The organism is Pseudomonas sp. LS1212, assembly GCF_024741815.1.
Taxonomy (GTDB): domain Bacteria; phylum Pseudomonadota; class Gammaproteobacteria; order Pseudomonadales; family Pseudomonadaceae; genus Aquipseudomonas.
Genome location: NZ_CP102951.1, coordinates 288,008 through 313,824 on the forward strand (window position 1 = coordinate 288,008; position 25,817 = coordinate 313,824).

Annotated in this window: 22 protein-coding genes and 2 tRNA genes; 6 read left to right on the forward strand and 18 right to left on the reverse strand. The window is 60.3% G+C overall.

Annotated elements, in window-relative coordinates; genetic code table 11:
• Window positions 1-160: 160 nt before the first annotated feature.
• The 10 genes from NVV94_RS01410 to NVV94_RS01455 all read right to left on the reverse strand — a co-directional run bounded on the left by NVV94_RS01410 (window position 161) and on the right by NVV94_RS01455 (window position 13,198).
• A complete protein-coding gene (locus NVV94_RS01410; RefSeq protein WP_258445488.1) occupies window positions 161-2,584 on the reverse strand; it encodes a tetratricopeptide repeat protein in 2,424 nt (807 codons plus the stop codon).
• Window positions 2,585-3,138: 554 nt separating this feature from the next.
• Entirely contained in the window at window positions 3,139-6,957 is a 3,819-nt protein-coding gene (locus NVV94_RS01415; RefSeq protein ID WP_258445489.1) for an SIR2 family protein, read from the reverse strand.
• Between the two features lie 317 nt (window positions 6,958-7,274).
• A complete protein-coding gene (locus tag NVV94_RS01420) occupies window positions 7,275-7,481 on the reverse strand; it encodes a hypothetical protein (RefSeq protein ID WP_258445490.1) in 207 nt (68 codons plus the stop codon).
• Window positions 7,482-7,943: 462 nt separating this feature from the next.
• Window positions 7,944-8,019, reverse strand: a tRNA-Thr gene (locus tag NVV94_RS01425).
• Window positions 8,020-8,319: 300 nt separating this feature from the next.
• Window positions 8,320-9,537, reverse strand: coding sequence for an SAM-dependent methyltransferase (locus tag NVV94_RS01430; protein WP_258445491.1), 1,218 nt, complete (start codon window positions 9,535-9,537; stop codon window positions 8,320-8,322).
• A 57-nt stretch (window positions 9,538-9,594) separates the two neighbouring features.
• Complete coding sequence (locus NVV94_RS01435; RefSeq protein ID WP_258445492.1) at window positions 9,595-10,284, reverse strand: ABC transporter permease; 690 nt, start codon at window positions 10,282-10,284, stop codon at window positions 9,595-9,597.
• Complete coding sequence (locus tag NVV94_RS01440; RefSeq protein ID WP_258445493.1) at window positions 10,281-10,976, reverse strand: ABC transporter permease; 696 nt, start codon at window positions 10,974-10,976, stop codon at window positions 10,281-10,283. Before NVV94_RS01440 ends, NVV94_RS01435 begins: the two co-directional genes overlap by 4 nt.
• A gap of 57 nt (window positions 10,977-11,033) precedes the next feature.
• Window positions 11,034-11,783: an ABC transporter substrate-binding protein gene (locus tag NVV94_RS01445; protein WP_258445494.1), complete on the reverse strand. Its 750-nt coding sequence runs from the start codon at window positions 11,781-11,783 to the stop codon at window positions 11,034-11,036.
• Window positions 11,784-11,796: 13 nt separating this feature from the next.
• Window positions 11,797-12,570: an ABC transporter ATP-binding protein gene (locus NVV94_RS01450; protein WP_258445495.1), complete on the reverse strand. Its 774-nt coding sequence runs from the start codon at window positions 12,568-12,570 to the stop codon at window positions 11,797-11,799.
• A gap of 193 nt (window positions 12,571-12,763) precedes the next feature.
• The gene (locus NVV94_RS01455) at window positions 12,764-13,198 is read right to left on the reverse strand and encodes a hypothetical protein (protein WP_258445496.1); all 435 of its coding nucleotides are present in this window, start codon (window positions 13,196-13,198) and stop codon (window positions 12,764-12,766) included.
• Here NVV94_RS01455 and gabP point away from each other — a divergent pair.
• The gene (gene gabP, locus NVV94_RS01460; RefSeq protein WP_258445497.1) at window positions 13,188-14,582 is read left to right on the forward strand and encodes a GABA permease; all 1,395 of its coding nucleotides are present in this window, start codon (window positions 13,188-13,190) and stop codon (window positions 14,580-14,582) included. The two genes, NVV94_RS01455 and gabP, sit on opposite strands and share 11 nt — an antisense overlap.
• A gap of 68 nt (window positions 14,583-14,650) precedes the next feature.
• Here the strand turns inward: gabP and NVV94_RS01465 are convergent, their stop codons facing one another.
• From NVV94_RS01465 to panM, 8 genes are all read right to left on the reverse strand, one after another.
• Window positions 14,651-15,997: a glutamine synthetase family protein gene (locus NVV94_RS01465; protein ID WP_258445498.1), complete on the reverse strand. Its 1,347-nt coding sequence runs from the start codon at window positions 15,995-15,997 to the stop codon at window positions 14,651-14,653.
• A 29-nt stretch (window positions 15,998-16,026) separates the two neighbouring features.
• Complete coding sequence (locus NVV94_RS01470; protein WP_258445499.1) at window positions 16,027-16,584, reverse strand: helix-turn-helix domain-containing protein; 558 nt, start codon at window positions 16,582-16,584, stop codon at window positions 16,027-16,029.
• A 15-nt stretch (window positions 16,585-16,599) separates the two neighbouring features.
• Window positions 16,600-17,889, reverse strand: a complete 1,290-nt coding sequence (locus NVV94_RS01475; protein ID WP_258445500.1) for an FAD-binding oxidoreductase — start codon at window positions 17,887-17,889, stop codon at window positions 16,600-16,602.
• Window positions 17,890-18,115: 226 nt separating this feature from the next.
• Window positions 18,116-18,191, reverse strand: a tRNA-Phe gene (locus NVV94_RS01480).
• Window positions 18,192-18,283: 92 nt separating this feature from the next.
• Complete coding sequence (locus NVV94_RS01485) at window positions 18,284-18,556, reverse strand: oxidative damage protection protein (protein WP_258445501.1); 273 nt, start codon at window positions 18,554-18,556, stop codon at window positions 18,284-18,286.
• Entirely contained in the window at window positions 18,553-19,620 is a 1,068-nt protein-coding gene (gene mutY / locus NVV94_RS01490) for an A/G-specific adenine glycosylase (protein WP_258445502.1), read from the reverse strand. The genes NVV94_RS01485 and mutY overlap by 4 nt, the downstream gene beginning before the upstream one ends.
• Window positions 19,617-21,848, reverse strand: a complete 2,232-nt coding sequence (locus NVV94_RS01495) for an AsmA family protein (protein WP_258445503.1) — start codon at window positions 21,846-21,848, stop codon at window positions 19,617-19,619. Before NVV94_RS01495 ends, mutY begins: the two co-directional genes overlap by 4 nt.
• A 121-nt stretch (window positions 21,849-21,969) precedes the next feature.
• The gene (gene panM, locus NVV94_RS01500; protein WP_258445504.1) at window positions 21,970-22,371 is read right to left on the reverse strand and encodes an aspartate 1-decarboxylase autocleavage activator PanM; all 402 of its coding nucleotides are present in this window, start codon (window positions 22,369-22,371) and stop codon (window positions 21,970-21,972) included.
• A gap of 267 nt (window positions 22,372-22,638) precedes the next feature.
• Between panM and hisB the strand changes: the two genes are divergently transcribed.
• Genes hisB through hisF form a run of 5 tightly spaced genes read left to right on the forward strand, consistent with a single transcriptional unit; the run spans window position 22,639 to window position 25,689 of the window.
• Window positions 22,639-23,232, forward strand: coding sequence for an imidazoleglycerol-phosphate dehydratase HisB (gene hisB / locus NVV94_RS01505; RefSeq protein WP_258445505.1), 594 nt, complete (start codon window positions 22,639-22,641; stop codon window positions 23,230-23,232).
• Complete coding sequence (gene hisH, locus NVV94_RS01510; RefSeq protein ID WP_258445506.1) at window positions 23,232-23,870, forward strand: imidazole glycerol phosphate synthase subunit HisH; 639 nt, start codon at window positions 23,232-23,234, stop codon at window positions 23,868-23,870. Before hisB ends, hisH begins: the two co-directional genes overlap by 1 nt.
• The gene (locus NVV94_RS01515) at window positions 23,871-24,128 is read left to right on the forward strand and encodes a DUF2164 domain-containing protein (RefSeq protein ID WP_258445507.1); all 258 of its coding nucleotides are present in this window, start codon (window positions 23,871-23,873) and stop codon (window positions 24,126-24,128) included. It begins immediately after the preceding gene.
• Between the two features lie 42 nt (window positions 24,129-24,170).
• Window positions 24,171-24,908 carry a 1-(5-phosphoribosyl)-5-[(5-phosphoribosylamino)methylideneamino]imidazole-4-carboxamide isomerase gene (hisA, locus tag NVV94_RS01520; RefSeq protein ID WP_191944058.1) on the forward strand — a complete coding sequence of 246 codons (738 nt, stop codon included), beginning with the start codon at window positions 24,171-24,173 and terminating at the stop codon, window positions 24,906-24,908.
• 10 nt (window positions 24,909-24,918) lie between these two features.
• The gene (gene hisF, locus NVV94_RS01525) at window positions 24,919-25,689 is read left to right on the forward strand and encodes an imidazole glycerol phosphate synthase subunit HisF (RefSeq protein ID WP_258445508.1); all 771 of its coding nucleotides are present in this window, start codon (window positions 24,919-24,921) and stop codon (window positions 25,687-25,689) included.
• The last annotated feature ends 128 nt before the right edge of the window (window positions 25,690-25,817 follow it).

Consider the following 25,817-nt stretch of genomic DNA (forward strand, 5'->3'; position numbering starts at 1 on the left):
GTTCGTAAGCTGCCCGTGACGGTCGTTTAGCGAAGAGTTGAGCGCTGGCTCGCGTCCTCTTGCAGAACTTGAGGGATCCAACCGAAGTTTCCGAAAGCGGAGCTGCGGCTGTTACCGCTCGATTTTTCCTCCGGTGTGCTGACCCGTGATCGCTTCTGCACTACGAGCTGTTGGCACGTCTTGCCCGAATCGCGTTGGCCTGTGTTCGGAGATCGGCAGCCTCCTTTTCCCGCTTGAGTTTGGTCAGCAAGTCGGCGAAATTTTCTAGCAATGTCGCCACGTCCGGATGCGCGGGGCCGAGGGCCTTCTTGCTGATCGCGAGCGCCTCCTGGTAAAGCGGCTCGGCCTTGGCGTACAGACCTTGGGCATAGTAGAGCGCCGCGAGATTGTTGAGGCTCACCGCCACGTCCGGATGCGCGGGGCCGAGGGCCTTCTTGCTGATCGCGAGCGCCTCCTGGTAGAGCGGCTCGGCCTGGGCGTACAGACCTTGGGCATAGTAGAGCGCCGCGAGATTGTTGAGGCTCACCGCCACGTCCGGATGCGCGGGGCCGAGGGCCTTCTTGCTGATCGCGAGCGCCTCCTGGTAGAGCGGCTCGGCCTGGGCGTACAGACCTTGGGAATCGTAGAGCAGCGCGAGGTTGTTGAGGCTCTTCGCCACGTCCGGATGCGCGGGGCCGAGGGCCTTCTTGCTGATCGCGAGCGCCTCCTGGAAGAGCGGCTCGGCCTGGGCGTACAGACCTTGGGCATCGTAGAGCGCCGCGAGATTGTGGAGGCTCACCGCCACGTCCGGATGCGCGGGGCCGAGGGCCTTCTTGCTGATCGCGAGCGCCTCCTGGAAGAGCGGCTCGGCCTGGGCGTACAGACCTTGGGAATCGTAGAGCAGCGCGAGGTTGTTGAGGCTCTTCGCCACGTCCGGATGCGCGGGGCCGCGGGCCTTCTTGTTGATCGCGAGCGCCTGCTGGAAGAGCGGCTCGGCCTGGGCGTAGAGGCCCTGGGCATGGTAGAGCGCCGCGAGGTTGTGGAGGCCCTCGGCCACGTCCGGATGTCCGGGGCCGAGGGCCTTCTTGCTGATCGCGAGCGCCTCCTGGTAGAGCGGCTCGGCCTTGGTGAAGAGGCCCTGGGCAACGTAGAGCTCCGCGAGGTTGTCGAGGCTCGTCGCCACGTCCGGATGCTCGGGGCCGAGAGCCTTCATCCGGATCGCGAGCGCCTGCTGGTGAAGCGGCTCGGCCTTGGTGAAGAGGCCCTGGGCAACGTAGAGCTCCGCGAGGTTGTTGAGGCTCGTCGCCACGTCCGGATGCTCGGGGCCGAGAGCCTTCATCCGGATCGCGAGCACCCGCTCAAGAAGCGGTTCTGCGTCCCCATACAGCCCGAGCGTGTAGGCGATCCTGCCCTTTGCATCCAGGTACTGTGGATTTTCCGGCTGCAACGTGACCGCCTCGGCGTAGTACTTCGCCGCCGTCGAGTAGTCGATCCGGCTTTCGGCGAGCGATCCGAGCTGGTAAGCGGCCTCGGCGGCGCGCTGCTTGTCTCCGGCGAGAACCGACGAGAAAAGGCGCTCGGCCTCATGGGTATCGCCGCGTGCCAGAGCTTGGCGGGCACCCTCCAACTCCTCGCCGGGAAGCAGGGCGCTGAGTTGCGCCAGGCTCTCGCTCGCGCGGGAGAGGATCTCCTTGTACTGCTTCAAACTCTGCTCGGGCGATCGTGCCGCCGTCTCGACAGCGGCCAGTTGCGCCTCGAGCAGGGCAATGCGGTCCTTGTCGGTACGGGAGGCGTTCGCATACTCCTCGCGCAGATCTCGCTCACGTTGCTTAATCTTCTCCTCATACTGATCGAGTGTGATGCCGATGGTCACGGGGCCGGTGGCGACGACGGCGACGCCCCCAGGCGCCGCCGTTGCTGAGATGTCGCCGCCCGTTGCCATTCCCCCCTGTGTCGCACTCACCCCCGACGGGGGAAGGCTCGGCTTCTCCGCGAAGTACACGTAGGCCGTCCATGTGGCCGTTACGACCGCAGCGATCCCCGCGCCAATAAACGCGATCGTGCGCTGGGTGTGCTCCTCGTTCAGGTGTGCCCAGAGACCGGTGCGGCGTGCGGCAGTCGTCGTGCCGGGCGCCGGCTGGTGGGCGACAACGGTTCTGTCGATTACCGCGATCAAGCGGCCCACGTCGAAGTCGAAGCGCGCGTCACTGATCGGGAGCGCGTTGCGGTCGGCGAGCGGGGCGAGTTCCTCTGGGAGCACCTCGCGCGACGGCATCGTCGTTCCTTCGATCAGCACCGGAATGACGAGCTTGCGTTGGTCGAGCGCCGCAGCGATCTCCACCCTCACGAAATCATGCGGCAGATCGAGCCTGCGCCGCCCTTCGCCGTCCTCCGCTTCGAGCCATCTCGTGCCGATCAGCGCCACGAGCACGTCGCAGCCGCCAATTCGCTCGCCGATCACCTCGGCGAAGTTCGCGCCGGCCTCGATTGCGTCGATATCCCGGAAGACGCGATCCTTGCCGAAACGCTGCGCAAGCCGATCAAACAGTCGCCCTGCGAGCGCTTGACTATCTTCGCGGCGGTAGCTGATGAAGATGCGCGGCATAGTGGGTTCTCGGCAACGAGGGATTAAGGTCATAGTAGCGCACACGGACCGGAAATCCGGCGGCGTCCCACCCCCTTGTTCGCGAAATGCAATTCCATCACCGAACGCTCGACCCACCACACCCTCATCAGCGAGACAAGCGGCAGTTCCAGGGCAACGATGAGACGGTCAGCAGGAATGGGCCGAGTGGCGGGTGTGGGTCGGTTGTAGCCCTTCGAGACAAGCAACCATCGGCCAGAAGCGGGCGTCGGCCAAGGGTTACCCCCGGCCAGAGCGAACGTTCGCAGGAGGTCGCTTCCGGTCGATTCTGTTGAAAAAGTCGGCTTCGGTTTCCACGGCAGAAAAGTACGCGTCTGAGATTGAAATCCGTGTTTCGCGCAGAAGGTTCAAGGCTCAGATTTGACGTGGCAGCGTGCAAAAAAGGCGTTTTCCCCGCTCAATGAACGGGTAGCCAGACCGGGGCGACTTTTTCAACAGAATCGGTCAAAAGCAGTCATCGGATTTCTAGGAAGCCCGAGGAGACTCGCTCAGTTTTCGGTCATGAGGACGGAAGTTTAGCTTCGTTCAACAAGATCGATTAGGCGCAAATAACGAGGATCTGATGTTAGGTCAGATTCGGTTTCCGCAATCAGTGCTAGCACTTTCGGTAACTCGGATGCCGGACGAGTGAGAACCTGAGGTGTAGCTCTGTTCATCAAATCCAGAGTCGCTTCAGGAAATAAAGCTGTAATCGGCATTTCCTCATTGATCTCTCGGGTGAACCTATAGAACGGGTGGTCATTTGTCTCCACTGGCACCAAGAATTTCTTCACCGCTTCGTAGACGGCGGCGAAGCTATCGCCAGTGCCACCAAGCAAGCCGATCCACGCTCTCATCGATGCAGAAGTCCTGAATCGGCGTTCTCTCGGCCAGTCCTCGTTGATTAAGGGGATGACGTGATTGGCCCAGCCGTTCTCGTTTGCCTGCCCAACCTGCCCCAGCCAGGTAATGAATCGGTTCCGAGTATCGTCAGTCATCGCTCGAAAGACCGAACGCATTTGGCCTTGTGAAAGACCGCTCGGCTTATTCGAGTGAAACACTCGCATGAAGCCAAGCCATTGAGCCGCTACGTTTGAGAGATCACGATCCCAAGAAAATCCTTCGATCCGTGGAAAGAGGTCAAGTAGGAGTGGTTTGATTATTTCTGCCAACGGCGACCAAGGCTCCCGCCCGCTATGAAGAAATCCGTTCCATGCTGGTTCCGAAGCGGGATGCTCGAACGCCAGCATTGGAATTAGGCGTTCCTTGGTCCAAGCAGGATCGACGAACATCAACCAGTTCAGCTGCCTGCACATTATCGACACGGCATGATCTGAGCCCTCGCCTGGTAGCGCGAAGAGGCGTTCGGCACGAGACTTTATGTGATCTGGGATTAGTGAACAGGCCTCCTGTTTCTCTCCGGGTACTGCATTGAAAAGGGCCGCAGCACACATGCCGACTGGGCTGTTGATCGCATGGTCGAGTGTGCGCCGGGACCGTTGAATGACTTTTCCACCTTGGCGGACTTCGCCAAGACCGCTACCCATTGCATCTGCTCCACCGCTCAGGATGCCATCGACGATATGATCGTAGACTGCCCAACCGAGATCATCATCAAACTCAAGAACCGCGGCCAAGTTCTTTTCGAGCCATCGGCCCAAGGTATGTCGCAGTTCTTCGATAACCTCATGTGGAAGTCGCGTTACTCGGACCAGAAATACCCGTCTCAGCCTAGGCGTGACGTCTGCGGGAAGTTCATTGATCATGGGCGACCAGAACGCCTCTGGATAGTTGCCAGCCCTTCCTGCAATCGTAAGCGCAGACAAGGCCTTTCGCGGATTGGCTTTTACCAAACCAGTGAAGGGGCGCTTCTCAGTGAGGCTGTCAAAGTCACGCTTCAGGCCTTCCTTTGCCTTGGAGATTACCTCGGTTACGGGAAGGTCCAAAATTGCATCGGGTTTCTCATCCGTATCAATCCACCCCGAGTAAGAACCTCGCTCGATCACCATTGAGGTTGCCCAAGCGTCGTTCCACTCAAGAATGCCTTTAGTCATATTGGCAAGGCGTTCACTTCGATCTGCCGTCAGTTCACAACCTCGTAGTTCGAGATACCGAGCATATCTGACGGCGAGCTTATCCCGCAGCCCATGGAACTCCTCGTCAGGCCAATGAGAAAGCTGATCGGGGCCGGTCAAGATGCGGTCGGTGAGTTTATTCCGGTTTTCTTGAGAGAACTCTCTCCATCGATCCACCAATAGGAAAAGAAGCTCTCGAACCACATGAATGTCCCAGAATGTATCCTGATCTAAGCACAAGATTTCCTTGGCAACATGGTCGGCCTCGAAGGCGTTTACTTTGCTAAACGCATACAGTTTGAGCTTCCGAAAGAAGAACTGGTCTGTCGCGGGCCAAGTCGTTGCATGTGCGTTCGCCAGTTCTGGCCATTTGGCAGCCACCCGGTCAAAAAGTTGGACGAACCAAGTCACGACCTCCGCGGCGTCCGTGATGCGGTCACCCCCATCGGCTTCACGGCCCGGATAGCAGGTTGGGGTATGGAAGTAGGATGTTTCGATATCTCCCAGTAGCCCTGAGGCCACGGTTAGCTGTTCCTCAAGAATTCTAAATACTTGCGGCAATAGACTTTCGGGGACGTCTAAATCTACGTCGTGCCTATCAAGGAACACGACTTCGTACTGACCGAGGTCGCTGAGATGAATTTCCTCCCAAGATACCGACGGCGGTCTGGATTGCTTCAATCCAAACGGCGGTTTGATCTCCAATCGGGGCGTTGCAACTCTCCGAAACTCTCGTAGGACACTAGCCGTCCACCCCTCCGCTTTAACCCGGTTCTCCAAGTCGAACCATTCGCCATTCCATTTAAGATTGCGAGGGTCTCGATGGTGTTCGAGGATGAGGTTCCAGATATGACGAGCACGCTCGTTGAGAGACTTTGAATGCTCCAGTTGCCACTCGAGCTGTTGCAGCAGTCGTGGATGCAGTCCGTTCTGTCGAATGGCCCACCAGGCCAGCACAGGGCTGTCGATGGACTTGCTGATCCAGGTGATAAGGTGACGAAGCCTTATAGGCGTCGCCTCGAAACCTTCTGCCTGTCGTTCACCCAACCGATGGAACTCATGCGGATTGTCGTCTTCGTCGCGCCAGACGAGGAGATTGTCGTTGCTGACACCCTGTCTGCGATCATCCTCAGATATATCCCTTAGATCGTCATCAAGCCCGTAAGCGGCCACAGGCTCGAAGGTTTCTGCGTCACTGCCATATCCGCTACTCCGTTTGCCTGATCGGACATTCGCATCCATCACACATATCCATTCAGGATGCGGTGCTGGATCAGCCTCCGAAAACAATCTCGCCCCCTGTACTGTGCGAAGAGTATGAGCAACTTGGCCGCGCTCATGAGGGGCCAGATCCTTCGGGTCCTGCTGGCTTTTAGCGATTATGGATGTACGCCATCTGCGCGGTTCGTCGGCGCGGTCTGCCCAGGCTTCCATGCTCTTCCAGAGTTCCGAATGATCGGAATAGGCTATGGCCGTAACACCTCGGTCACGCCATTTGGCTTCAATTTCTTCAGAAAGCCCACGGTCAAAGGCATAGAGTCTAGACCGGTCATACTGCCCGTCATGGTTGAGACCCTGAAGAAGATATTTGACTGGAGGGTCTTCTGCCTGATAACCGACTAAAACGACTGTATATCGTTCGAGGAGGTGCCTGATGAAGTTGGTGGCCCATCCTTCTGAGAGGTAGGCACGCCCGAAGTCGGCGCTGCTCAGCACGTAGGGATGACTTTCAGAGGCTGCGTCCACCAGTCGCCCGTGTAGATACGTAATCCCCTCTATCTTCGATCCGAAGTTCAGATCGGGAAAAGCAGGCGGCACATGCCAGACCAGATGCTCTCCCTCCTGGCCTGTCTCGAACAATCGGTCGAAGTTCGTCGTGACAATTTGTGGCACGCCGCTCTGACTCGAAGAAATCCGCTTGATCAGATCGTGCTCACGTCCAAAACCTTCGATTTGTAGAGGAGCATTCAGCCGCTCTGTGACCAGAGCGTTAACTTCATCCTTGCCGTATTCAAGGTGGAGGAGATTGAAGATTTGGTCGAGTGGGACATTCGCTGCAGATTGACCGTCCAGCCATGGCCGAAACGCGGCCATAATTTCTGAGTCGGCTGGCGGGTCAAAGAACTCTATGACGTACCGAGTAAGGCCAACAAAAGTAGGCATTCCGGATGGCAGCGAAACTCCGGCACCGCACAGAAATACGACGCGGCCGGCATCACAGCGTTCTAGGAGGATATCCGGTATGGAGGGGCCATCGGGATGGAATCTCATAAGCTCCATTTATCAATGCTGGTTTAAGTTCTGATGCTGGATCAGCGATTGTACCTGCTTCGACGGAAGCTCCTCAGATACCGAGTCGCACAGTAAAGGCGGGTATCAATAATGCCTGTCGGTTGCCGTCGCCAAGTAGCTTTTGTTCATAGATCCCGAAGGGTATCGGCAAGCATAAAATTGACTTAATCATTCTTCACTGAGGCTGCTTGCTGGTGGTCTGCTAGATGCGTCGTAGGTGATGCGATAGGGACGTCTTTGATCACGCTGATGATGCGACTGGAGCGAAAACAGCCTCATCGGATGGCTGCTTCAGCTGGTTGCAGTCACTCCGGCGCCATCATCACCGCAAGCGTCATCTTGATGAACTCTTCATTTTTGTCGGTGGCTTCTAGGGCGCCACGTACGTTGTCGGCCTCAGCCGAGCCCCGCTGCTCGACCCAGTTTGAAAGTTCAAGGATGGCGGCCTCCAGGGCGAGTTGGTTTTGGTTGATTTTGAAGAGTAAGGACGGGAGCAGGTCTGAGTTCAGCATTGTGTTTCCTCCGTGGAGAGGAAAGCGTAGCAGTGCGTTTTATCGCCCGGATGGGCGAATTGCCCTTGCTATTTCCTTCGCGCGTGCGTACGCGCGCGCGTACTGGTCCGAAAAGTCCGGACATTTAGGTCTTACTGTCTAAATGGCTCGATGGTGGAAACTGTCGGTAACGCAGGTCGCAAGCCTTTTTAAGGCTCAGAGAATCGCTTCTCGCCACGGCCCGAAGTTTCCTCGCAGGGCTCGTCAGATCGCTAAGCGCGAAAGACTGGTCGAATAGAACATTGTACAGGCCGCTGCAATCGTAGTTTCGCGACCGGTACGCGCCTGTAACGCGACTTCCGCGACTCTGAAAGCGGAAAAACGACTGGTCGATATCGCTGAAGATTTACCGAAAACGTAACCCCGGCGTAACCCCGGATCAAAAACGAAAAAGGCCCGCATCGCTGCGAGCCTTATTCTATATGGTGCCGGCACCAGGAATCGAACCCGGGACCTACTGATTACAAGTCAGTTGCTCTACCATCTGAGCTATACCGGCATGTGAGGGCGCTGATTATAGCTATTCGCTCTCGCGAGTAAACCCCCCAGGCGAAGATTTTTAGGAGCTTTAGATTCTTTCACTCCAGTGTTTATGCACAAGCCGCGTGCCAAGGTGGCGTCTGACACCTGAATTTTCCGAGTCTTTCTCATGTTCGCGCAAGGTGCTGTTTTTACAGGCGTTTAGACTGTGAACAAAAAATGACCAAGCCGTTATTTGGCTTGGATCCATGATTTCCTCTGGTTTTTTCAAAACCTTGTCAACAGAGTTATCCACAGGCCTGTAGAAAACTTCAGCCATTTATTTGCGTTCGGCCAGCAGCATGAGGTTGCGCGGCGTCAGGTTGTGTTCGCAGAAAATGCCCAGTTCTACGGTGTAGCCTTGCTCTTGTAGAAATAATGCACGGTCGAGCACCAGCCAGAGTTCCAGCGGGCGGCGGAACAGGTTGCGGACCAGTTCAAGGTTGCGGACTTCTGCCAGGCGCTGTTGGCCGGCGCCTTCGAAGGCGGCCCAGTCATGGTCGTCGGTTGTGGATAACCCTTTGAGGGTGGCAAGGTCGCGGCAGTAGTCGGCGAAGGGTTTTTCCAGCCAGGCGCTGGGGAGCGAGGGGGTGGGCAGGTAGTCGTCGACCTGGCGCAGGGAGCGTTGCAGCAGGTCGAAGCCCAGACGGCGGGCCATGGAGGCGTCGCGTTGGCGGCGTACGCGGGCGCCGGCGGTGACGGTTTCGCTTAGCGGCAGGCCGAGGTCGTCCTGTGACAGTTCCAGGGTCGAGGCCAGGGCCGGGCCAGACATGGCCTGGTAGCGAGGGTTGGCGGTGCGGTTGTAGCAGCAGGGGGCGATGGCCAGTTGTTGGCAGCCGGCCGCGCTGGCCAGTTGCATCAGGCGTACGTGCAGATCGCCGCAGGCGTGTAGGGCCACGGCGGTGTGGATCGGGCGCAGGTGCTTGACAGCGTCGGCGGCCATTACGTCCTGCAGTTGGTGATCGGCCGCTAGATGGTGGTGTTGGCTGAGTCGCTGGCCGGCTTCTACCAGTTGGGCGTCGTATTCCAGGCAGGTCAGGGTCTGTTCCGGCTGCAGCAGGCGTCGGCCGAGGTGGCCTTTGCCGGCGCACCAGTCGAGCCAGTGCCGGGGTATGCGGGTGAAGGTCAGGTGTTGGCCGAAGGCTTCGATCTGCTGCCATTTGCGCCCGGGTACGTCGACGTTGAGGCGCGCCGGGGCCGGCTTGAGGTCGGTTGTGGATAACGCCCCGATCGCGCTCAGCCTGGCGGCCTCGGTCGCGATCTGTGGATAAGGGCTGGGCGCCGACACGGCTTCGGGATGATTGTGTGCGGCTTCCGCATCGCTCAGGGAGCGTTGTCGCAGCCATTGGGCCAGCTCGGGGTGCCGGGACTCCCAGGGCAGGTGCAGGTGGTTGAACGGGCGCGGGCGCCAGAGTGCCTGGTGTTCGAGCAGGAAGCTGTCCAGCGCCTGGAAGCGGGCCAGCAACTGGTCGCCCTTGAGGGTGTGTGCCTGGGTCATGTCTTGAACTTGAGAGAGGCGGGGCTGGCTTAGGGTGCGCCAGCCCCGGGGCGACGTCTAGCGGCCCTGACAGGCGTCCACGCGCAGCCAGCGCTCGAGGAGCTTGAAGGCGCGCACCATCAGGAAGGAGATCAGCAGGTAGAACAGGCCGGCGGCAAAGAAGATCTCTACCGGCAGGTAGGTCCGGGCGATGATCGTGCGGGCCATGCCGGTCAGTTCCAGCAGAGTCACGGTGCTGGCCAGGGCGCTGGCCTTGAGCATCAGGATCACTTCGTTACTGTAGGCCGGCAAGCCGATGCGCGCGGCGCGCGGCAGCATGATGTAGAACATCGCCTTGGCCCTGGACATGCCCAGCGCCCGTGCCGCTTCGATCTCGCCGCGCGGGATGGCTTGCAGTGCGCCACGCAGGATCTCGGCGATGTAGGCGGCGGTGTGCAGGGTCATGGTGATGACGGTGCACCAGAACGGATCGCGCAGGTACGGCCACAGCGAGCTCTGGCGTATGGCATCGAACTGCGCCAGGCCGTAATAGACCAGGAACAACTGCACCAGCAGCGGTGTGCCACGGAAGAAGAAAATGTAACCGTAGGGCAGGGCGCGCACGTACCAGTGCCGCGAAGAGCGGGCGATGCCCAGCGGGATGGCCAGGATCAGCCCGGCGATCACGGCGATGGCGACCAGCTCCAGGGTCAGGGTGGCACCCTGGGCCAGGCGCGGTAGCCATTTGATGATGACTTCCCAATTCATTGTGCGGCCCTCGCAAAGCCGCGAGCGGCGCGTTTTTCCATGAAGTGCATGCCGATCATGGCAAGAATGGTCAGGCCCAGGTAGATGAAGGCGGCAACCATGTAGAAGGTGAAAGGTTGCTTGGTCACGGTCACGGCAATTTGCGAGTGGCGCATGATCTCTTCCAGGCCGATCACCGACACCAGCGCAGTGTCTTTCATCAGGATCATGAACAGGTTGCCCAGGCCAGGCAGCGCGATGCGCCACATCTGCGGCAGGATCAGCCTGGAAAAAATCCGCGCCCTGGACAAGCCCAGGGCCATGCCGGCTTCACGATGGCCCTTGGGGATGGCCAGGATCGCGCCACGAAACACTTCCGTGGCGTAGGCGCCGAAACACAGCCCCAGGGCAATCACGCCCGCGGCAAAGGCGTTGAGTTCCAGGCCGGGAATGTTGAGGAGCTCGCCGAGCCGGTTCATCAGGCTGACGGTGCCGAAGTAGATCAACAGTACCCAGAGCAGTTCGGGAACGCCGCGCACCAGTGTCGAGTAGGTGCCGCCCAGCCACTGCAGGGGTTTGTATGGGGAGGTCTTGGCCAATGCACCCAGTAGGCCGAGTACCAGGCCCAGGCACAGGGCCGAGAGTGCCAGTTTGACGGTCATCAGGGCGCCAGCGGCCAGGGCCGCGCCGAATCCGTAGAGTTCAATATTCATGGGCAGGCTTAGCTTGAGGCCGGCAATCGCCGCAAAGGCGATTGCCGGTGGGGCAGATCAGTAGATACTGAACGGGAAGTACTTGTCGTTGATCTTCTTGTAAGTACCGTCAGCAACGATTTCCTTCAGGGCGGCGTTCAGCTTCTCGCGAATCGGGTCGTCTTTACGCACGGCGATACCGATCTTGTCGCTTTCTTCCACCGGGTCGCCCTTGAACTCGTAAGCCTTGCCGGCGTCGCTTTTCAGCCACTCGTAGTTGACGTACTTGTCGGCCAGGATGCCGTCGAGGCGGCCGGAAGTCAGGTCCAGGAAGGCGTTTTCCTGGGTGTCATACAGCTTGATGGTGACGTCGTCGCCCAGGTTGTCTTCCATCCAGGTACCGGCCAGGGTCGCGCGTTGAGCACCGAGTATCTTGCCTTTGAGCGAGGCCTTGTCGGTTTTGAAGTCGACGTTTTTCGGGGCGATGAACTGCAGTTTGTTCGAGTAGTACGGGTCGGTGAAATCAACCGCCTGCTTGCGTTCGTCGGTGATCGACATCGACGAGATCAGGAAGTCGAATTTCTTGGCGTTCAGCGCAGGGATGATGCCGTCCCAGTCGGAGGTGACTACCACGCACTCGACTTTCATCTTGGCGCACAGGGCGTCGCCGATTTCTTTGTCGAAACCTACGACCTGGCCGCTGGCATCCTTGTTGTTGAAGGGCGGGTAGGCCGCTTCGATGCCCATTTTCAGCGTTTCGGCCATGGCGTTGCTCGACATCACCAGCGTGGCGGCAGCGGCCAGGAGAAATTTCTTGTAGTTCTGCATTCGTGTTGCTCCGTTAGCGGTTGCTGGACATGAATTGTTTACAACGCGCCGAAAGCGGGTTTTCAAAGACCTGCTGCGGCGATCCTTGCTCTTCAACGAGCCCCTGGTGCAGGAAGACCACTTCACTGGACACTTGGCGGGCGAAGCTCATTTCATGGGTAACCAGTAGCATGGTTCGGCCTTCTTCGGCCAGTGCCCGGATAACGTTGAGCACTTCCTGAACCATTTCCGGATCGAGTGCCGAAGTCGGCTCATCGAACAGAATGACTTTAGGCTGCATGGCCAGTGTGCGGGCGATGGCTGCCCGTTGTTGCTGGCCACCGGAGAGCTGCGCGGGGTAGGCATGGCGCTTGTCGCCGATGCCGACCTTGGCCAGCAGCGCCTCGGCCACTTCAATGGCTTGGGCCTTGCTCTGGCCGAGCACGCGACGCGGTGCTTCGATGATGTTATCGAGCACGGTCATGTGCGGCCACAGGTTGAAATTCTGGAATACGAAGCCGATCTCACTGCGCATGCGGTTGATCTGCTTGTTGTCGGCAGCAACCAGCTCGCCGTTTTTCGCGGCCTTGAGCTTGAGCTCTTCGCCGGCGACCAGGATCTGCCCTTCGTGGGGGTTTTCCAGCAGGTTGATGCAGCGCAGCAGTGTGGACTTGCCGGAACCGGAGGACCCCAGGATCGAGATCACATCGCCGTCGCGAGCGGTCAGCGAAATACCCTTGAGTACTTCCAGCTCACCGTAGCGTTTGTGCAAATTACGGATTTCCAGCGCGGGCGTGGCCTGAGCCATGTGCGGTCCTCATGTGTTCTGGTGCGCTCCTGCTGTTACGGGCCTTCCTGGCGTGGCGCCAAGCTAGCATAGCGATTGGACATCGGCCAACAGCGCCACGGCTGCAATTGGCGGCTGGGCGGGCGGGTGTCGCATCGCTACAGCAGACTGTCGCGCCGATATCAACCGAACCTGTCCGACCTCAGCCTTTCCATCATTTCCCGGCAAGGGAGTCGCGTAAAAAGGGCGCGATGGTGCCAGCTTTGGTGGGGTGGTGGAAGCCGCATCTCGTCTCGCCGGGTGTTACAGGTCCGCGCATCGGGTTGTACTCGGGTTGCTCCTTTTGTGCGCCATTGTTGTTAAAAGGTGTTACCTGTTGGGCTTTTTGGTGCAACCCAAACGACTTGTTACTGGGTATTTCAGTAATAAAATGCAAAGAAGATGGCAAAAGGCTATTGAATGCAATGGCTTGGCGAATATGGCCTGCGGCCTTGCGGGGTGGCCTATACAGCGGATTCAGGCGTTTGTGGCGCAATATTTGCTGTCCCGACCGGCAACGGAATTTTTGCATTCCTTCAACGACACGAAGAATGCGCGTCAGTAGCTGGAACGAACGCCATCTTTGCAAAGGTAGTTTTATGAGTAACACGCATAACACCAATGACTTGGGTCAGGGGCTCAAGCAGCGGCATGTCACCATGCTGTCGATCGCCGGGGTAATTGGCGCAGGTTTATTCGTCGGCTCCGGTCATGCCATCGCCCAAGCCGGCCCGGCCGTTCTGTTGGCTTACCTCGGGGCTGGTACTCTGGTTGTGCTGGTGATGCGCATGCTGGCCGAAATGGCCGTCGCCTCGCCGGACACCGGTTCCTTCTCCACCTATGCCGACAGGGCCATCGGGCATTGGGCCGGCTTCACCATCGGCTGGTTGTACTGGTGGTTCTGGGTGTTGGTGATTCCGCTGGAAGCCAGCGCCGCCGCCACGATCCTGCATGCCTGGTTCCCGGATGTGGCGATCTGGGTCTTTACGCTGGTCATCACGCTGCTGCTGACCGCGACCAACCTGTTCAGCGTGAAGAATTACGGCGAGTTCGAATTCTGGTTCGCCTTGATCAAGGTGCTGGCGATCCTGGGCTTCATCGCCCTGGGTGCCGCGGCGATCTTCGGCTGGTTGCCCAGCAGCCAGGTCAGCGGTGTCAGTCACTTGACCGATACCCAAGGCTTCATGCCAAACGGCATGGGCGCAGTGGTGGCTGCGATGCTGACCACCATGTTCTCTTTCATGGGCACCGAAATCGTCACCATCGCGGCTGCCGAGTCGAAAGACCCGGGCCAGCAGATCACCAAGGCGACCAATTCGGTGATCTGGCGGATTTTTCTGTTCTACCTTGTATCGATCTTTGTCGTGGTTGCCCTGGTGCCGTGGAATGACCCTCGTCTGGCCGATGTCGGCTCCTACCAGACCGTGCTCGACTTGATGGGGATTCCAAACGCCAAGCTGATCGTTGATCTGGTGGTGTTGGTAGCGGTGACCAGTTGCCTGAACTCGGCCTTGTACACGGCCTCGCGCATGCTGTTTTCCTTGAGCAAGCGTGGCGATGCCCCGGCCGTTGCCCAACGTACTACGTCCAGCGGCACGCCTCACTGGGCGGTAATGCTGTCCACCGCGGCAGCGTTTTTGGCCGTGTTCGCCAACTATGTGGCCCCGGCCCAGGTGTTTGCGTTCCTTCTGGCCAGCTCTGGTGCAATCGCTTTGCTGGTCTACCTGGTGATCGCCGTGTCGCAACTGCGCATGCGTCGTCAGCGCATGGCGCGGGGTGAGAAGATCGCCTTCAAGATGTGGCTGTTCCCGGGTCTTACCTGGGCCACCATCGTGTTTATTGTCGGGATCCTGACCCTGATGCTGATTCGTCCGGAAAACCGCGCCGAAGTGCTCTCGACCGCGTTGCTGGCCATCGTGGTGGTCGCTGCCGGCCTGCTGGTAGCCCGCCGTCGCAAGAACGAGCGGCTGGGGGCAGCGGTGTTGAGCCGCTGACCTCGGACCGCCTGGTGTAAAAAAAGGCCGCAGTCAGTGATGACGGCGGCCTTTTTCATTTCAGGGGGTTAGAGGAACCAGCGGTACTCGCGTGCGCTGACTTCATCCATGAACGCCAGTTGGTCCTGGCGCTTGTTCTCGCAGTAGACCATCACGAACTCACTGCCCAGGCCTTCATTCACGGCCGGGTGAGTGCGCATTGCCGCGACGGCGCTGAGCATGTCCTTGGGAAAGTCGATGCCGCTCTGGCGGTTCTCGTTGAGGGGCGCGATGGGTTCCTGGCGAGCATCCAGGCCATATTCCATGCCGGTGAGGATGGCCGCCAGCACCAGGTACGGGTTGGCATCGGCGCCGGCCAGGCGGTGTTCGATGCGCAGGTTGCGCGGGTCGGAGTCGGGAATGCGGATGCAGGCATCGCGATCCTCGAAGCCCCAGCTGGCCCGGCTGGCGGCGTTGACCATGGCGCCGTAGCGGCGGAAGGCGTTGTGGTTGGCGGCGAAGATCGGCATGCAGTGCGGCAGCAGCTCCAGGCAGCCGGCCACGGCGTGACGCAGGGGGCGCTGGTCGTCAGCGGCGAGCACGTTGTTGCCGGCCTCGTCATAGAGGCTGACGTGCACATGCATGCCGCTGCCCGGTGCCTGCAGGTAAGGCTTGCTCATGAAGCTGGCGCGATGGCCGTGCTTGAGCGCCACGCCACGGGTGCTGCGGCAGAACAGGGCGGCCCAGTCGGCCGCCTGCAAACCGTCTTCGCTGTGGGCGAAGTTGATCTCGAACTGGCCGGGGCCCAGTTCTGCAGTGATCACGTTGGCCTCGACGCCTTGTTCGTTGGCGGCCTCGACCATTTCGTGCAGCACCGAAGAGAAGCGCGAGAGCCGCTCGATGTGCATGTTCGGCTGGTCGTCCTCATCGTCGCAGAGCGTATCGCGAGGGAACTGCGGCAGGCCTTCCTTGAGCTTGCGATCGAACAGATAGAACTCCAGCTCGAAGGCGACGATGGGCTTGATGCCGCGCTTTGCCAGGCGCTGGAGGACCTGCGCCAGGACTTCGCGCGGTTCGAACTCGATCGGCGCCGGGGTGCCGTCGGAGCTGATCAGCATCTGCGCCAGCGGCTGGCCCTCCCAGCGCACCGGCTTGAGCGTGCCGGGGATCAGCCGGCGCGGTGCATCCGGGTCACCGTCATTGAAGCAATAGTCGCCGATCGGGTGCAGGCCGCCTTGGGCGCCCAGCAGCACGCAGTTCTGCGGCAACTTGAGGGGGGCGCCCGCCGCGACCTTCTCAAGCATCGCCATGGGATAGCGCTTGCCGTAGAAGTGCCCGGGAATGTCCAGGGCGATCAGGTCTACGTAACTCACCTCGGGGTGCTGCGCTCGGAATGCGCGCACTTCGCTGAGCAGGTCGGGAAAGGCGGGGGTCATCTTCTTGTCCTTGGAGTTGTAAGACGCAATCAGTTGAATACCCAAAGCACACGGGTGGCTTTGTCGGTGAGGTTGGCGTAGCGAAACTGGGCATGTGGCGGCAGCTGGAAGCTGTCGTTGGGGCCGAGGGTGACCGGCTCTTCGTCGTTCTCCAGCCACAGGGTCAATTCACCTTCGAGCACGAAACCGCCCTGCTCCGAGCTGTCGTCCAGATGCCCTTCGCCGCTGGTGGCGCCGGGCTCCAGATGGCTTTCTAGCATGGAGAAACCGCCGGAAATGGTTGGTGATGCCAGCACATCGGTGATCCCGCCGGCGTAATACAGGGTGCGGCGCTCGCGGGGGCGGGTGACCCAGCGCAGCGCGCGGGGTTTGTTCAGGTTGTAGAAATAGGTGGTCGGCACGCCCAGGGTTTCGCTGATGGCCGTGAGGTCGGCCACGGTCGGGCGCGACAGTCCGCGCTCGACCTGGGACAGAAAGCCCACCGAGCGATCGATCTTCTGTGCCAGTTCGCCCAAGGTCATATTCTTGTGTTTGCGCAGGTCGCGAATCAGGATCGCCAGGCCTTCGACTTCTTCTTGCATGTTCATGGAGTTTCCTTCAAATCAAATGACATCGCGCAATCGGTACCAGGCCTTGCCGGCGGCCTCCAGCGGCGCGGCAAGCAGCGAGCCACCCGGGAAGCGCGGGTTGTCGATGCCCTGGTACAGCTTCAGTAAGCGTTCATCGCCCAACAGCGCGTCGGCCACGGCGCGAGCCCCGGCCAGCGTCGGCAGTACACCATGTCCGGAAAAGCCTTGCAGCCAGTAGCGCTGGCCCTGGCGGCCGATGTCCGGCGTGCGTTTCATGCTGACGTCGATATGGCCGCCCCAGGCGAACTCGAACTCGACACCGCGCAATTGCGGGAAAGCGCGTTCCAGGTAGGGGCGGGTGGCGCTGGCCACATCCTTGGGAATGCCGCCCAGATAGGTGCAGCCGCCGCCGAACAGCAAACGGTGGTCCGGGGTCAGGCGGAAGTAATCGGGGACGAACTGGTTGTCGATCACGCAACTGTTGCGCGGCAGCAGCGAATGCGCCAGCTCCGGCGTCAGCGGTACGGTGGCGACCTGGTAGGAGCCCACCGGCAGCAAGCGGCTGGAAAGCTGGGGGTCGAGGCGATCGACATAGGCATTGCAGGCCAGCACCAGCTGATCGCTGCGTACTTCGCCCTTGTCGGTGCGGGCGACGAAGCCATCGGCGGTTTCGAGGTAGTCCAGCACCTGGCTTTGTTCAAAGATCCGCCCGCCTGCCCGTTCGATGGCGCCGGCCAGCCCTTGGGCGAGTTTCAGCGGGTTGAGATGCCCGGCCTGCGGGTCATACAGCGCGGCAAGGTAGCGCGGGCTGTCGATCCACTCACACATTTCCTCGCGGTCGATGAAGCGCATCTCGGCGTAGCCCCACTTTTCCTCGGCTTCATGCTGGGCCTCGCGCAATTGCCCGACCCGACGCGGCTGCACGGCGGCCCACAGGCTGCCGGGGCGGTAATCGATATCGAAGCCATGCCGTTCTGGCAGCTCACGGATTTCTTCGGCGGCCCAGCGCATGCTGTTCCACAGCTCAAGGGTGCGCGCCTGGCCAAGTTCCTTTTCCAGCGGCGGCATATCGCACGACCAGCCCAGCAACGCCTGCCCACCATTGCGCCCGGACGCAGCCCAGGCCAGCCGACTGGCTTCAAGCAACACCACGCGTTTGCCGGCCAGGCTCAGGCGCAGCGCCGTGTGCAGCCCGCTGAAGCCGCCGCCGATAATCAGGACGTCGCAGTGCAAACTGCCGGGCAGCGCGGGGCGAAGCGGGATCGGGCCGGGGTAGGTGCCGGCGTAGAACGTTCCGATGTGCTGGGCGGACTGTTTGAACATGGGCAGGCCTCGTGAAATTTTCTATTTATAATTTCATGAAAAACTAACATTTAAATTTCATTTGGCCAAGTGGGTTTTTTTGCGTGCAGATACGCACCGACGAACTCGCTCGCAGGCCGAAAAGGGGAGGGGGTATTTCGAGGGAAAAATCGTGGGCAACAAAAAACCCGCACTAGGCGGGTTTCTTGAATATTCAGATGATTTGACACCACCTGAATCTAATGAGTGGTGCCCAGAGACGGAATCGAACCGCCGACACGGGGATTTTCAATCCCCTGCTCTACCGACTGAGCTATCTGGGCAACGGGGCGCATTAAAAGGCTTTTTCGAGGAAGCGTCAAGCAAGTTTTTAAAAAATTTTTGAATTAATACCGAAGCTTACGAATTTGCTCAATTATTGAGCAGGTGGAACGTAGCCTTCGGCCTTGGCATATTCCTCGCCGGAAAAAAACTTGTCCATTTCGCCCTGAAGGTATTTGCGGTCTTCGGCGTTCATCATGTTCAGGCGTTTTTCGTTGATCAGCAGGGTCTGGTGTTTCTGCCAGTCGGCCCAGGCTTTCGCCGAGACGTGTTCGAAAATGTCCTGGCCCTTGGCGCCCGGGTATGGAGGGCGTTCCAGGCCTGGCAGTTCTTCTTTGTACTTGCGGCACATTACGGTGCGGGTCATGACAGTTCTCCTGCATTCAAGGCGTCGGCCGCGCGCTTCAGCAGTTTTTTCACCGGGGCGGCAAGGCCCAGGCGCGGCGGGGTGGCGAGGTTATACCAGAGCCAGTCGGCCTCGGCCACGTGCTGGCCGGACTCCTTGACCTGGACCAGCCAGGGTTCGATCGCCAGCTGGAAGTGGCTGAAGGTGTGGGTCAGCGCGGGCAGGCCGTGAGGCGTGCCCAGCGCAAGCGAGTGCTGTGCGGCGAGGTGTTCGAGGTCGTTCAGGTCATCGAGCTCTGGCAGGCTCCACAGGCCGCCCCAGAGGCCGCTGGAGGGGCGCCGGTAAAGCAGGATGGCGCCGTCGCGGTTTGCCAGCATCGGCATCAGGGTGCGCTTTTGCGGCAGGGTCTTGCGCGGCTTGGGGATCGGGTAGCGGATCTCCAGGCCCAGCAGATGCGCCTGGCAGCCTTTTTCCAGTGGGCACAGCAGGCAACTTGGCTTGCTGCGGGTGCACAGGGTCGCGCCCAGGTCCATCATCGCCTGGGTGTAGTGGTTGACGCGCGTCTGCGGCGTAAAGCGCTCGGCATTGGCCCACAGCGCCTTGGCTACTTTCGGCTCGCCCGGGTAGCCCTCCTGGGCGGTGTAGCGGGCCAGCACGCGTTTGACGTTACCGTCGAGAATCGGCGCGCGCAGGCCCATGCTGATGCTGGCGATGGCCCCGGCAGTGGACAGGCCGATGCCCGGTAGCCCGGTCAGCTTCTCGACGTCGCGTGGAAATTCGCCGCCATAGTGCTCGACGACGATCTTCGCGGTCTTTTGCAAGTTGCGTGCACGGGTGTAGTAACCGAGGCCGGTCCAGAGGTGCAGGACTTCGTCCTCCGGTGCTGCCGCCAGGGCTTCGACCGTCGGCAAGGCCGCCATGAAACGGTCGAAGTAATTGAGCACGGTGCTGACCTGGGTCTGTTGCAGCATGATCTCCGAGACCCACACCCGGTACGGCGTGATGCCCTGTTGCCAGGGCAAGTCATGCCGGCCGTTGTGGTCGTACCAGTTCAGGACCGCTGTGGAAAACTGCTCGGGACTCATCGCTTGAACAGCCCCTTGAGTGCATCTTTCAATTCAGGGCTGACCTTGTCGCCAAGCTTCTCTTCGATTTTTTCATTGAGCTTGTCACCGGCCATCTTGCCGGCAACCTTGCCCAGGCCATCCTTGTCGACACGGCAGGCCTTGGCCCCGAGTTCCAGCGGGCCACGGCAGCGCAGCGGCCATTCAAGGCCGACATAGCGCTCGTTGACCTCGCAGGCCGGGTCGGGCATTTCGCTCTTGTCGCCTTCGATGATCACGCTGACACGGTAATCCATGCCCAGCACGCGCAGGTCGATGTCGCCGTTGCCGTTGACGGTCAGGCCGGGGATGCGTGCCTTGAGGTCCGGGTTGCTGGCTACGCCATTGCGAAACACCAGGTTGCCCTTGAGCTCCTCGAAGGGCGTGTCCTTGCCGCGCGGCTGGCCGCTGAGGGCCTTGCGGTTGAGGGTGGCGATCCCCTTGCAGAGCTGTTGCTCGAGGTTGGCATTGACCAGCACGCCATCGTTGATGGTGAAGCTGGCATTGCCGTTGAGGGTGTCGATCAAGGCCTTCTGGCTGTTGCCACTGGTGGTCAGGTCGCTGTTGAAGGTCAGCAGGCCTTTGACCGGTGGGGTTTTGTCCTCGCTCTTGATGAAGTGTTCGACCGGTACCCGGTTGATCTTCGTCTGCAGGCCGATCAACGGCACGGCAGGGCGCACGTCGAGCATGCCCGTGGTTTCGAAATCGCCGTCGTAAAGGCCGCCGCGCAGGCTTTCGAGCTTGATCAGTCCATCCAGGCCCTGGGTCTTGAGTACAGCGTTTTCGATCGGCAGCTTTTCCAGGGTCAGCACGCCGAAGTTCAGGTCGGCCTGCAGGTCGAGCTTGCGCAGGCGGTCGACCGGCAACAGCTTGTCGTTGCTCCAGGCGGTCTGGGTTGGCGCATTGGGCAGCGGGGAGTCGCCGGCGCCGGCGATAGCGCCGCTTTCGCTGCTTTTGACTTCCGACTGGCGTGCGGTGCTGGCGCTGGCCGCCGCTTCGCTCTTGGGCGGCATGTAGCGGTCGGCGTCGAGCTTGTCGCCCTTGAGTTGAACGCGCAGCGACTGTTTGGCGAAGTCCTCGATGGCGATGCGGCCGCTGAACAGGCTGTCGTCCAGTTTCAGGTTGAGGTCTTCGAGGGCCAGGCTGTTCTTGCTGCCTTCCAGGCGGCTGACCAGCTCGAACTTGCTCAGGCTGCCGCTAGCCATCGGCGGCAGGGTCTGGCCGATGCTGTCGAGGAAGGTGCGCAGGTCGACCTGGGCGATGGACAGGCCGCCGGTAAGCTTCGGTTCCTTGTCCAGGTCGCGGACATTGAGTTCGCCCAGGGCGCGCAATTGGTTGGCGGAGAGCTTGAGCCCGTTCCACTCGGCGATGTTGGCCGCCAGGTCGACCAGCAATTGGCCTTGCGCGGCGAAGGTCATGGTCTTGCCTTGCAGCGGCTCGCCGGAAGCCTCGCCGGAGAGTTTCATGTCTTCGAACTGGTAGCGCTTGAGGGCGCGATCAAAGCGCAGCTCGCCATTGAGCTCGGTGCGAGCACGCATCACCGGTTGGTTGGTGCCCAGGAAGGCGGTCAGCTTGACCGGGATATTGACCCCTTCATGCACGGCGCCGGTGCTCAGTTGAATGCTTTCGGCGCTCAGGTGTTGACCGCTCCTGGCGTCGGTGAATTGCACGCGCGCGTTGTTCACGGTCAGGCTGTCGATGTCCAGCTTGACCGGGCGTCCGGCTGCATCGGCCGTGGCCGGGGCAGGCGTGGCAGGTGCATTCGGATCGGTGGCGGCGGTGGTCGGCACAGGGGTAGTTGCCGGCAGCGGGCGCCCGATGTCTTCCCAGTTGCCGTGCCCGTTTTCGTCGCGGCTCAGGATCAGGTTCAGGCCTTCGACGCGGACATCGCTCATTTGCACTTCGCGGCGCAGCAAGGGCAGCACGCGCACCGAGAGGCCGAGCATCTGCAGGTCGGCGAAGGGCACCTTCGGATTGTTCAGGGTGGCAATGCTGGCTTCATGGAGCTCAAGGCCCAGCCAGGGGAACAGGCTCCAGCCGATGTCACCGTTGAGGGTGAGCTCCAGGTGCGCCTTGTCACGTGCCAGCTGGCGAATCTCGTCTTTGTAGTCGTTGGGATCGAATAGATGGGTCAGGGCAAAGCCCAGAGCCACAATGATCAGCAACAGCCCGAGAATAACCAGCCCCAGGATTTTGCCGAACGCTTTCATGGGCGAGTCCTTGTAGTCGGAAGTCAAAATTTAGCCCGAGAGTATAGCGCGCAAGACTTGGCCGCAGGGTCAAGTGGCGCCGCGGATGGAAACGGCGGGTTTCATCGCTTGAGGTGGCCTGTTACGGCGCCAGATCCAGTGGCAAATGCAGCTTGGCAGCCAGTGCCTGGGCCTCCAGGTGGCCTGCCGGGGCCAGCAGGTGCAATTTCGCACCGGACTGCTCGGCGAGTTTCCGGGCTTCGCAGACCAATCGTTCACCTACCCCGCGACGGCGAGTAATAGTTCGTACGCACAAATGCGAAAGGTGCCACACCGAGTCCTGTTGCCTGAGGCGCGCCGCACCGAGCAGGCGGTCGTTGAAGCGGGCAGCGATCAGGGTCGTGTCGCCCAGACAGGCGTCGATAAGGCTTTGGCTATCCTCATAAGGCGCGAATAGCCAGTGCGGGGCATCGTGATAGATCTTCTGCAGATCGTCCCGATCTTGCCGGGTAGGTGCGCTCAGGGTTTGGACAACGACGGGCATGACATTTCCTCGCTTGGCCTGGGAAGCAGCTGTCGCGAAAGAGACGATGTCAGTTTGCGGTCGCTGCGGACAGCAAATGGTAACCTTTCACGCTTCGCCGGTCCTGCCGCGTTCTGCCGACCAACGGCTCTATCACGCAATTTCCTGGTGTGGCGGGGCCTGCGCGCCAGTGAAATTACCTTTCTCGCTGCTTGTCTGCTTCATGCTGGCGGCTTCTGGGCCTATACTATCCACCTTTTTCGCCCAATGATTTTTGCGGAGCTGGTGATGGCCGAACGTAAGGCGTCCGTCGAGCGCAACACTCTGGAAACCCAGATCAAAGCCTCGATCAACCTGGATGGCACCGGAAAGGCCCGATTCGATATCGGGGTTCCCTTCCTTGAGCACATGCTTGACCAGATCGCCCGGCACGGGTTGATCGACCTGGATATCGAGTGCAAGGGCGACCTGCATATCGACGACCACCACACGGTGGAAGACGTCGGTATCACCTTGGGTCAGGCTTTCGTACAAGCGATCGGCGACAAGAAAGGCATCCGTCGTTACGGCCATTCCTATGTTCCGCTCGACGAAGCGCTGTCGCGCGTGGTCATCGACTTTTCCGGTCGTCCGGGGCTGCAGATGCACGTGCCATACACCCGTGCGTCGGTCGGTGGCTTCGATGTCGACCTGTTCCAGGAGTTCTTCCAGGGCTTCGTCAACCACGCCCTCGTCAGTCTGCACATCGACAATCTGCGTGGGCACAACACCCACCACCAGATCGAGACCGTGTTCAAGGCCTTCGGTCGCGCCCTGCGCATGGCCGTCGAGTTCGATGAACGCATGGCCGGGCAGATGCCTTCGACAAAAGGTTGCCTGTAATGCAGACGGTCGCGGTTATCGACTACGGCATGGGTAACCTGCACTCGGTGGCCAAGGCCCTCGAGCACGTCGGCGCGGGCCGGGTGCAGATCACCAGTGATGCCAGCGTGATTCGTGAAGCCGACCGGGTCGTGTTCCCGGGTGTCGGCGCCATTCGCGATTGCATGGCCGAGATTCGTCGCCTGGGTTTCGACGCGCTGGTGCGCGAAGTCAGCCAGGACCGGCCATTCCTCGGGATTTGCGTGGGCATGCAAGCCTTGCTCGACCATAGCGAAGAGAACGACGGCGTCGATTGCATCGGTCTGTTCCCTGGCAATGTGCGCTTCTTCGGCAAGGACCTGCATGAAGACGGCGAGCACCTGAAAGTGCCGCACATGGGCTGGAACGAAGTATCGCAGACGATCGATCACCCGCTGTGGCACAACATCCCGGACATGGCGCGTTTCTACTTTGTGCACAGCTACTACATTGCCGCCGCCAAGGCGGTGCAGGTGGTGGGGCGCGGTCACTATGGCGTCGATTTCGCCGCCGCACTGGCCGAAGGCTCGCGCTTTGCCGTGCAGTTCCACCCGGAGAAAAGCCATACCCATGGCCTGCAGCTGCTGCAGAACTTCGCCGCATGGGATGGCCGTTGGTAAATGGCCAAGAAGAGCAAACCGCCTATTCTCACGCTCACGCCTGAGCAGGAGAATGAAGCCAACAGCAAGATCAAGCGGTTCATGGAAGATCGCTTCGAGCTGAACCTGGGCTCGTTCGAGGCGGCTGAAATCCTCGATCTGTTTACCCGCGAAATTGCTCCGCATTATTACAACAGGGCGATTTTCGATGTGCAGGCGCACCTCAAGGAGAGGTTCGACAGCATCGAAAGCGACCTGTGGGCGCTCGAGAAAAACTGATTTTCGAGTGAAGCTGAATATTCGATCTTGAAGGTTTGCCAGATGCTGATTATCCCCGCTATCGATCTTAAAGACGGTGCCTGCGTTCGTCTGCGCCAGGGCCGCATGGAAGATTCCACAGTGTTCTCCGATGACCCGGTGAGCATGGCTGCCAAGTGGGTAGAGGGCGGTTGCCGCCGTCTGCATCTGGTCGACCTCAATGGCGCATTCGAAGGCCAGCCGGTCAACGGCGAAGTGGTCACCGCGATCGCCAGGCGCTACCCTAACCTGCCGATCCAGATCGGCGGCGGCATTCGTTCGCTGGAAACCATCGAGCACTACGTCAAGGCCGGTGTCAGCTACGTAATCATCGGTACCAAGGCGGTCAAGGAGCCTGAGTTCGTTGCCGAGGCGTGCCGCGCCTTCCCGGGCAAGGTGATCGTTGGCCTGGACGCCAAGGACGGTTTCGTCGCCACCGACGGCTGGGCTGAAGTCAGCACCGTGCAGGTCATCGACCTGGCCAAGCGTTTCGAAGCCGACGGCGTATCGGCCATCGTCTACACCGACATCGCCAAAGACGGCATGATGCAGGGCTGCAACGTACCGTTCACCGCTGCACTGGCCGCTGCCACGCGGATTCCGGTGATCGCTTCGGGCGGCATCCACAACCTGGGCGACATCAAGGCCCTGCTCGATGCCAAGGCACCGGGGATCATCGGCGCCATCACCGGCCGGGCAATCTACGAAGGCACTCTCGATGTCGCCGAGGCGCAAGCCTTCTGCGACTCGTACAAAGGCTGAGGACAGACCCATGGCGCTGGCCAAACGCATCATCCCTTGCCTGGACGTCGACAACGGTCGGGTGGTCAAGGGCGTCAAGTTCGAGAACATCCGCGATGCCGGCGACCCGGTGGAAATCGCTCGTCGCTACGATGAGCAGGGTGCCGATGAAATCACCTTTCTCGACATCACCGCCAGCGTCGATGGCCGCGATACCACGCTGCATACCGTCGAGCGCATGGCCAGCCAGGTGTTCATCCCGCTGACCGTGGGCGGTGGCGTGCGCACCGTGCAGGACATCCGCAACCTGCTCAATGCCGGTGCCGACAAGGTTTCGATCAATACCGCAGCGGTGTTCAACCCCGAGTTCGTCGGCGAAGCGGCGCAGCATTTCGGTTCGCAGTGCATCGTGGTTGCCATCGATGCCAAGAAGGTATCCGGGCCGGGCGAAACCCCGCGCTGGGAGATCTTCACCCACGGCGGGCGCAAGCCTACCGGGCTGGATGCCGTGGCCTGGGCGAAGAAGATGGAAGAACTGGGCGCGGGTGAAATCCTGCTGACCAGCATGGACCAGGACGGCATGAAGAACGGCTTCGATCTGGGCGTGACCCGTGCGATCAGCGATGCCCTGGGTATCCCGGTGATTGCTTCGGGTGGTGTCGGCAACCTGCAGCATTTGGCTGACGGTGTGCTGGAAGGGCATGCCAGTGCGGTGTTGGCGGCGAGTATTTTCCACTTTGGCGAATACACCGTGCCGGAAGCCAAGGCATATATGGCTCAGCGTGGGATTGTGGTGCGGTGATCCGCAGTTAGACCGCGTTGTACCCATCGCGGGCAAGCCCGCTCCCACATACCCCTGTGGGAGCGGGCTTGCCCGCGATAGCGGTCTCCAAAGATGGCGCAATGCCACGAAGGCTTCACTGGACAGTT